Source organism: Methanococcoides sp. (genome assembly GCF_030594565.1).
In the GTDB taxonomy this organism is placed as follows: Archaea; Halobacteriota; Methanosarcinia; order Methanosarcinales; family Methanosarcinaceae; genus Methanococcoides; species Methanococcoides seepicolus.
On record NZ_JAUVEY010000098.1, the window covers coordinates 1 to 8,109 of the forward strand.

Annotated in this window: 9 protein-coding genes; 1 reads left to right on the top strand and 8 read right to left on the bottom strand. The window is 43.0% G+C overall.

All coding sequences use genetic code 11. The annotated features are described in order from the left end of the window. Positions 1-108: 108 nt before the first annotated feature. Complete coding sequence (locus QAS77_RS08575; RefSeq protein ID WP_305064952.1) at positions 109-1,137, top strand: DUF7544 domain-containing protein; 1,029 nt, start codon at positions 109-111, stop codon at positions 1,135-1,137. Between the two features lie 141 nt (positions 1,138-1,278). On the opposite strand, the gene rpl12p is transcribed toward QAS77_RS08575, so the two are convergent. The 8 genes from rpl12p to QAS77_RS08615 form a co-directional block, all read right to left on the bottom strand. After that, positions 1,279-1,578 carry a 50S ribosomal protein P1 gene (rpl12p, locus tag QAS77_RS08580; protein ID WP_250867070.1) on the bottom strand — a complete coding sequence of 100 codons (300 nt, stop codon included), beginning with the start codon at positions 1,576-1,578 and terminating at the stop codon, positions 1,279-1,281. A 44-nt stretch (positions 1,579-1,622) separates the two neighbouring features. Continuing rightward, positions 1,623-2,642 carry a 50S ribosomal protein L10 gene (locus tag QAS77_RS08585; protein WP_305064960.1) on the bottom strand — a complete coding sequence of 340 codons (1,020 nt, stop codon included), beginning with the start codon at positions 2,640-2,642 and terminating at the stop codon, positions 1,623-1,625. Next, entirely contained in the window at positions 2,639-3,280 is a 642-nt protein-coding gene (locus QAS77_RS08590; RefSeq protein ID WP_305064955.1) for a 50S ribosomal protein L1, read from the bottom strand. Before QAS77_RS08590 ends, QAS77_RS08585 begins: the two co-directional genes overlap by 4 nt. Before the next feature lie 250 nt (positions 3,281-3,530). Continuing rightward, entirely contained in the window at positions 3,531-4,016 is a 486-nt protein-coding gene (locus tag QAS77_RS08595) for a 50S ribosomal protein L11 (protein ID WP_250867068.1), read from the bottom strand. Between the two features lie 77 nt (positions 4,017-4,093). Continuing rightward, positions 4,094-4,558, bottom strand: coding sequence for a transcription elongation factor Spt5 (locus tag QAS77_RS08600; RefSeq protein ID WP_250867067.1), 465 nt, complete (start codon positions 4,556-4,558; stop codon positions 4,094-4,096). A 4-nt stretch (positions 4,559-4,562) separates the two neighbouring features. After that, positions 4,563-4,760 (bottom strand): protein translocase SEC61 complex subunit gamma, encoded by a 198-nt coding sequence (locus tag QAS77_RS08605; RefSeq protein WP_250867066.1) that lies wholly within the window; start codon positions 4,758-4,760, stop codon positions 4,563-4,565. 194 nt (positions 4,761-4,954) lie between these two features. Then, positions 4,955-6,061 carry a cell division protein FtsZ gene (ftsZ, locus tag QAS77_RS08610; protein WP_305064957.1) on the bottom strand — a complete coding sequence of 369 codons (1,107 nt, stop codon included), beginning with the start codon at positions 6,059-6,061 and terminating at the stop codon, positions 4,955-4,957. Positions 6,062-6,152: 91 nt separating this feature from the next. Beyond that, positions 6,153-7,592 carry a D-aminoacyl-tRNA deacylase gene (locus QAS77_RS08615; RefSeq protein WP_305064958.1) on the bottom strand — a complete coding sequence of 480 codons (1,440 nt, stop codon included), beginning with the start codon at positions 7,590-7,592 and terminating at the stop codon, positions 6,153-6,155. Between the last annotated feature and the right edge of the window lie 517 nt (positions 7,593-8,109).

Sequence of the window (8,109 nt, forward strand, 5' to 3'; positions counted from 1 at the left end):
GCAGCGGAGACAAAGCACGCACCGGTTTTAAGAAAAGGACAGGCGTTCAAAAGAAGAGAGAATAACCTAACCGGTTATTTTTTATAACACCGTAGAGTATTTATTTGCATGAGCTGGTTTGTAGTAGATGCGGTCGACGTGGCTTTTAAAAGAACACGGGTCGCACTACTTGAGCCATTTGATATCTGGAAATGGATAAAACTTGCCATTATTATAGCTCTGGCAAGTGGAGGAGGAGGGCAAGGTTACAACGGACCTTCTTCAAATTCAGATTTCCAAGATACACCCTCATCTCCTTTTTCTGAAATCCCTACATTGAGCTCATTTATAGATCAGATGTCGATGCCAGATCTGTCATGGGTGATCGCAGCATTCATAATAATTTTAGTATTGGTATTGCTCTTTGGATATTTTGCTTCAGTTATGGACCTCGTTCTTGTGGAATCCGTCACAAAGAATGACGTTCGATTCTGGGAATATTCAGCTAAGTTCCTACGCATGGGACTGAACCTATTCATATTAAGGCTGGCACTGAGAAGTATATACCTGGGAATATTTCTGATGACGGCTTTGCCCATCATAATGCAGATCTTACATTATCCTTCAACAAACCTACTACCCCTTTTGATAACTTCCAGCCCCAGCCTCATTGCGGTATTAATAATTCTCTCCATAATAAGCAGTATAATTAATTCGTTCATCGTTCTTTGTATCCCTGTTGCAATGTACAGTTCCACAGGATTTATTGAATCTCTGGAAAGAGTTATCGCAAATTTCAGGCGCGATTGGAAACAAATGTTTGCATACTGGATCGGAAGGATGTTCCTGTGGGCATTCGGTAGTATAGCTGTCATAATTCTTGTTTTTTTATTGATATTGATACCGATCTTGCTATTTCTTATCATCGATGCAGTTATCTATTTCGTTCTTTCGATGATGCTAGGAGAAACAGCATGGATAATTATTGCACCTATCGTTTTTATAGAGATCATACTGTTAATACTGGTCTCGATGATGGGAGCAGTGCCTTTACGGGTCTTTATGAAATACCATGTGCTTACATTCATTGAGAAATGGGACCCCGGAATGAACATCCCATTATTTGATGTTTTGGAAAATAGCGAAGAACGAGCTTAACGAATATAAGTTGAGCTTTCAAATTGTCAGAGATAAATCTCAGACACTTTTTTAGAACCGAATGAAAGGATCACAAAATTGAAATTATATTAAAAAAAAGAATTGATACTCGCATAATGCGAGTATCGGTTTGAAAATAGCTTAGCCAAAGAGTGCGCCGAGACCAGCCATGCCGCTCTCTTCTTCTTCAGCTTTTTCTTCTTCTGCAGGTGCTTCCTCAGCTGCTGCTGCTGCTACTGGAGCTGCTGCTGCTGCTGCTGGTGCGAATGCTGCGGTTGCCATTGCTTCCTCGATATCTACATCTTCGAGTGCTGCAACAAGTGCCCTTGCGCGTGATTCGTTAACTTCTGTGCCTGCTGCAGAGAGTACTGCGGAGACGGATTCTTCTGTGATGTCTTTACCTGCGTTGTGCAATAATAGTGCTGCGTATATGTATTCCATTGTAATTCACCTTTTAGTTATTAATATTATATTTGATAGTTAGTTTATCCAAAGAGTGCTCCAAGACCGGACGCCATGTCGCTTTCCTCTTCTTCTTCTTTGACTTCTTCCTGCTCTTCAACAATTTCCTCGACTGCTGTTGCAGCTGCAGCAGAACTTGCTGCACCGAGTGCTTCCTTTAGCTCATCGTCAAGAGCATCATCATTGGAGGATGCTGCTGAAGCGATCGCCATCATCTTGCTGTATGCCTTACCAAGCAGAATATCCATGATTCCTGGCTCGTAAACGGTAGCATTGACTGCAACGTTCCTTGAATCGGATGCCGCCTTAGCAAGCAATGTGTTGATGTTCATAGCAGTTGGATATGCTGCATTGACAGACATATTGAATGCCTGCTGAGCTGCTTGTACGAAGTTGGAGAATACCTGTTCCTCATCGATAGCAAGTACATCAGGAGTGAAGATAGAACCTTCTTCCAGAACTGCCCTAAGATCAAGACCGACTTCAAGTGGATAGATCTCCAACCTTGTCAGCATAGCTGCAAGTTTCTGAGATACAACCTCGCCGGCCTTTGCAACAGCCTTTGTTTCCTTGATGACAACCTTTCCGCCATCAATAGCTGCAGGAATACCTGCTCCCTGCATGTCACCAAGTATAGGACCTGGTGGGAAGCTTGTTGGGCCTGCCTCTACAATAATGTCGCTAGTAGCTACCATTCCCGCTTTAATAGGGGAAGGAGTCTTACTTTTCTCAAGCAACTTGTAGAGTTTGAAAGGGTTCTGTTTTGTGAATATGAGTGCGGTCTGCACATCAACATAATCATCCATCTTCTTGACATCATCAGATGACTCGTCAAGTGCCCTTCTTGTTAGAGTGTTTCTGCAAACTTTAAGGACTGCAAAGTCCTTTAGGTCCCTTCTCATTGACTGAAGTTGCTTTGCAGGAATTCCTTCAATACCAATAACACCAAACAATGGATATGATTCAATGAGACTCTTAATTTCCTCGATCTCATCTTTCTTCCATTGAGGAATGTGTTCACTGTGGTGAAGTTCTCCCATTATACCAACCTCACAGAATTACCCATAGTAGTTGTAACATAGACTGATTTAAGGTTGTGTTTACCTTTCTCAAGAGAATGTTCTACTCTACCAAGAACTGTTTCGATGTTCTCTGCAAGTTTCTCGACAGCCATATCCCTGCGACCAACTGACACGTGAAACGTCAATTTATCCTTTGATCGGATACGTATTGAGTTCTTTGTGCTGTTGATAAGATCAGCAACGTTCTTGTCAGGGGTCAATGGTACAGGCATCTTTCCGCGAGGACCAAGAATAGCACCAAGGGCTTTACCGATCTGAGCCATATACTGGACTTCTGCGATAAAGAAATCACACTCGTTTGCGAGACTTCTTGCCTTTGATTTATCCTCGCCGAGCTCCTTGATATCCTCTTCCGTAAGGACATAGTCACAGCCAGCATCCTTTGCGTTGAGTCCAACCTCACCCTTTGCAAAAACAGCGATCTTCATGGTCTTACCAAGGCCGTTAGGAAGGATTATCTCCTCATCCACACGATTCTTAGGCTGACTCATATCGAGATTCTTTAAGTTAATTGCAAGATCCAAGCTCTCGGAAAACTTACGTTCCGGGGAACCTTCAATTAACTGTTTTACTAGATCTAAAGTAGTTTCTTCTACCATTCTATTCCTCCCCGTAGTTATTGAACATATGTTCTGACACAGATAGCATCTGCATCCGGTAGGCATACAATAATTGCATACCCGCCTCTGCGGCCGCTCCGGCCTACTACGGTAAAGTAAGGAGATTCTCATCTCAATTACGAAGCTTCAATATTGAAGCATCTGTTTAAAACTTGTCGGTCAGCCAGAAAGACTGACCAACTTGTTTGAATTTGATATAGATATTAAAAAGATACTAGTATCTCTTTAATTACCATGCTTCTGCTGCGAGAGACTCGTCGAACTTGCCCTCATCAACAGCTTTCTGGCATTCCCTTGGATCAAGGTCTTCAATCGTTACACCCATAGGAACACAGGTCCCCATGACCTCTTTGATTGCAGCCTTAAGCGAATAGGAAAGAATATCGTCTTTCTTCATACGTGCGATCTTTGCGACCTGTGCGATCTCAAGATTGCCAACAACAACGGTACCGGACTCTCCTGAACCCTTTTCGATGTTAAGTTCCTTAAGGATCAATGCGGATGTTGGTGGAGTACCCACTTCGATCTCAACACTCTTATCGTCATTAACGATAACCTTAACAGGAACCTGCATCCCATTGTAATCTTTTGTCTTTTCATTGATCTTTTCGATCACGTCTTTAATATTAACACCAAGAGGTCCTAACGCAGGGCCCAGTGGAGGACCGGGATTTGCTTTACCGCCAGGAACCAATGCTTCTACTACACTTGCCATTCGAGCAACACCTTTTTAAATTTTATAAATTAATTAAATAAGTTTATAGATTAGATCTATGAATAGAATCTATTCACTCAGGAATTTGTTTCCTCTTTCCTAAGTATCCGTACAGTATCACCACGAATAGTTATAGGTATTGGTACGACTGCATCGAACAGTTCCACAGTGATCTCTTCATGGCCTTCATCAACACGCTTCACACGTGCCTTTTCGCCCTTGAAAGGACCAGAGGTCACTTCGACAATAGCACCTTCCGTAATACCTGTAACGGTTGGCTTTGGCGTAAGGAAATGTGCGATCTCCGCTATACTAGACTGACCTTTTACAACAGTCCTCGCATGAGGAACTGTCTGGATCGCCTGTTCCACGGCTCCGGAATCGGAAGATTCCAGAAGTACATAACCTTTGAGCTCATCAGGAGCAATTATTGACCTGATATCAAGATTATCCTTCTTTGCAACCTGAGCCAGCATAGCAGCAACCGAACGCTCCTGATTTGCAGTTGTCTTTACAACAAATATAGCGGCATTTTCACCCATAAAGTTACACCCACTGTGGAACTACGGTCAACAGCACATAAATAAGGAAACCAACAAAGCCTATCGCAAGAATTCCGGCACCAGCGACCTTAGCGATCATGAGGAATTCCTCTCTGGAAGGTTTCTTGGATAATTTCAGTACCCTAAGATATGACTTGAGGACCTGAGCGACATTGCGGTTTATCTTAGCCGATTTTAACATATTCTCTGCCAAACTTTTCACAACCAGTTTTAGTATTATTGATATGTACGAGTTGATACGATACAATTCGTCAACGATCGATTCGACTATAAAATTTAGTGGCGTTTAAATAACGTACTAAATAAAATACCTTTCGATTGAACAGCGTCGTATCATAAGAACAAATTAAAAAGATAAGGAGATAGATCCCCTGATCATTTTACGAAATCGATCCCGTATTTCCGCGTCACGTTCTTGGAATTCCCACTTCCGTAGATCTGGGGGGATCTCACACCAGTAACGACAAGCATAGTACGCACTGAATGTTCAAGATCAGGGTCCACCTGGGCACCCCAGATCAACCTTGCATTCGGATCGATCCTGGTATATACTTCCTGAACAACGCTCTCAGCCTCTGCAATGGTCATATCCGGACCACCGACAACATTCACAAGAGCAGATGTCGCACCGGAGATATCCACATCAAGAAGAGGACTCCTCAATGCTTTCTGAACAGACTCTACAGCCTTGTTCTCACCATCGGCCTCACCAAGACCTATCATTGCAACGCCACCGTTTTGCATAACGGTCCTTACATCAGCAAAATCAAGATTCACAAGACCCGGTTTTGTAATAAGCTCTGTAATGCCTTTCACAGCCCTCATCAGAACCTCATCGGAAACCTTGAACGCTGCCTGCAATGGCAACCTTGGAACAACCTCAAGAAGTTTATCGTTCGGAACGACAATGACAGTATCAGCGACATCCCTGAGCCTTTCAAGACCTGCTTCTGCGTTCTCACGCCTTACATGCCCCTCTACGGAGAATGGAAGAGTGACCACAGCGATCGTCAAAGCACCGGCATCCCTTGCAGCCTCTGCGACAACTGGAGCGGAACCTGTTCCGGTACCACCGCCAAGACCTGCAGTAATGAACACCATATCAGAGCCATCCACTATTGAACGCACCTCATCGATGCTCTCAAGTGCAGCATCCTCACCGATCTGAGGCAGACTACCTGCACCAAGACCCCTTGTCTTCTTCTTACCAATAAGGATCTTCCTATCGGTAGTAACATTCAAAAGATGCTGAGCATCCGTGTTCACAGCAACGACTTCAGCACCTTTGATGCCTTCCTGTTGCATACGCTGAGCGCTGTTCGAACCCCCTCCGCCACATCCTACAACCTTGATGTTAGTCTGCAGATCTTTCAGCATTGCCTCAAGTTCCGCATTAATATTATCAGATTGTGAAACGTCGCTGGAACGGATTTGCGTCTCTTCTACAGATCGAGCTAATGCCTCTTCTACTATGGATTTCATAACATATCCTCCACTATAGCAACATGATCAAATGTATGGAATATTGAGATTCGTAATATATAGAGATTAGTATTATATTTATCTACATCGTTCAAAAGATCGCATTCCTTAACACAAGACTCTTCTGTGTTCTCTCATGGACCATTTCTGGTCGGATAGTGTTTCCCTCGATCATAACGGACTGACCTTTTGCCAGTTTCCCAAACATAGGACCGGAAGGAACTCCCCACTTTCGCGCGAGCTCAGGACTGAATCTCTCATCCGAAATATACAACACATTTTCTTCGAAAACGTATTCAGTATCATAACGCCCTTTTAGTATTTTAATGCATTCATCTACAATAAAGGTAAGGAAGTTCTCTGCATCACGATTCCAGAAAGTATAGAAATGATTTGATATTGTTGCATCATCGCGTTCCGAATAGACAACATTCGACATATTAAGCAACCTTTTCACACCACCTATATCAACAGACCTTACCAATTTGAGAAGTTCATTGTCAACTACAACAGTAACAACATTAGACACATCGAACTCAAAAATATCGCAAGCATTCTCACTCAACTTATCTTTCATCCCAGCAGGGACCTTAACCCGCCCGGAAAGACCCTCATCCCGAACCTTATGCCAAAATATCCTGAAAACATCCCAGCAGACCCCGTCCATCTCTTTTATGTCACTTTCCCTCAATACCTCAAGCCCACATTCATCTGCAAGCTCATTAATCCGTATCTTCTCATCAGAGGACATCGCCTTCCTGTCACAATACACAAGATCTGCACCCGACCTCTCAACTGCCTTCCTGAACATATCCCCATCAACAAATTGAAGCTGATAGTTCGGGAAATTATGACCGAACGAAACATCCGAGCCCAGAACGATCCCGGATTGTCTTGCAGCGTAGTGCCCACCCCCAAATCCAAGAGCCACAGGACAACTTCCCTGCCTCACGGAAAGGATAGAACGTGCAACGACCTCCCCTGCACCCCGATCGACCCACTCCACCTCAGAACTACCGATCTCTGCATAGACCGAAGGAACATCAAGATCAGAAGGACCATGATGAGTAGACTCCATCGAAACATCGAACCCAATGCCCTCCGACAACTCGGCCATATTCCTAAGCAAACAACAGAGCGCGAACGGAGCAGCCTTAGAAAGCTCACCGGGATACCCTCCAAAATCAGCAGAACCCGGATTTCCCGTAAAATGTGCAGTCAAAAGCCTCCTACCATCAGCACTTTTATGTTTGGAAGCGAAAATGATGAGCTCGCATGGCAAACCTGCCTCTTTGATCTTCCTGTCGATTCCATCCTGATAAATATGATGTTCAGTAACCTCGACAATATGAAAATTCCCACTCCGATACACCGCCGAAAGATCATCAAAAATACCTTCCTTCACACTCACTTCAACCCAATCTCTGAGCTTTAGCAAATGCTCTTTTATATTCTGACTTGCCGGATCCACAGTAGAACAAACTATAACAATACTCATATCAGCACTCTGAACCTCATTATCTTCCGTCATAAAAATAACTCCAATGAACAATTGAATTTTACTAACTGTTTTTCACTGATAGGCCTTCACGAACGAACACCCATCACAAATTAAGAAATGATAACTAATGAACTCTCCTAAAATTTCTGAAAAATTATCACTCTTTGACCATGTCGAACGCCCAACGGCTAATACTCGGCGCAATATTTCCACACCTTCGATGTTCAACAACATCAAGACCCATATCAGAATACTGCCCCATCAATTCCTCTATCTGATATTGTTTATTGAAAGTATAAATATTCCTGATCCCGGTATATATATTTTTCAGGTGGCTATAATTATAAAATATTTATATCATAGGACTTTTGAGTGAATAAGTTATTAAATCTTATAAGTTGTGGAGAAGTTTGTTGAAAGACACTAATATTTCCTATTTAAAACAACTCGAATCAGAGTCAATCCATATTATTCGTGAAGTGGCTGCTGAGTTTAAAAATCCCGTCATGCTCTATTCTGTCGGGAAAGATTCAAGCGTAATGGTACG